1 protein-coding gene is annotated in these 429 nt (G+C 57.8%); it reads right to left on the bottom strand.

The window, feature by feature from the left end; translation table 11 throughout:
- On the bottom strand, nt 1-429 hold a 429-nt coding region (locus tag KJQ99_RS11405), incomplete at both ends, for an FGGY-family carbohydrate kinase (RefSeq protein ID WP_250325702.1).

A 429-nucleotide genomic window follows, 5' to 3' on the forward strand; every position in this document is an offset into this window, starting at 1 on the left:
TTGATATTCCTCGTGACGCTCCTGGTCCGGCTCAATGAAGTCAATCTCGTGGACCATCTGTGTGGCCGCCTCGGGGAGATCCTTGAACAAGCCAGCGCCGACAGCAGCTACCATGCAGGTACCGAGCACCACAGCGTCCCCGACCTCAGTGAGCACGATCGGCACACCAGGTACATCGGCGTGCATCTGTATCCAATCACGGCTCTTCGTGGCGCCACCACAGGCGACCATGCGGTCTGCCTCAAATCCAGCGGCCTTCAGGGCGCGCAGGTTGTGGGCCGTGCCATAGCAGACCGATTCCTGAATAGCGTGGTAGAAATGCGCCGGAGTGTGCATAAGGGATAGACCCCAGATAATGCCGCGAGCTTTCGAGTCAGTGTACGGAGTGCGGTTGCCCTGAAAATACTCATTAATAATAAGGCCGTCGGA

The organism is Campylobacter sp. 2018MI13 (assembly GCF_018501135.1).
In the GTDB taxonomy this organism is placed as follows: domain Bacteria; phylum Campylobacterota; class Campylobacteria; order Campylobacterales; family Campylobacteraceae; genus Campylobacter_E.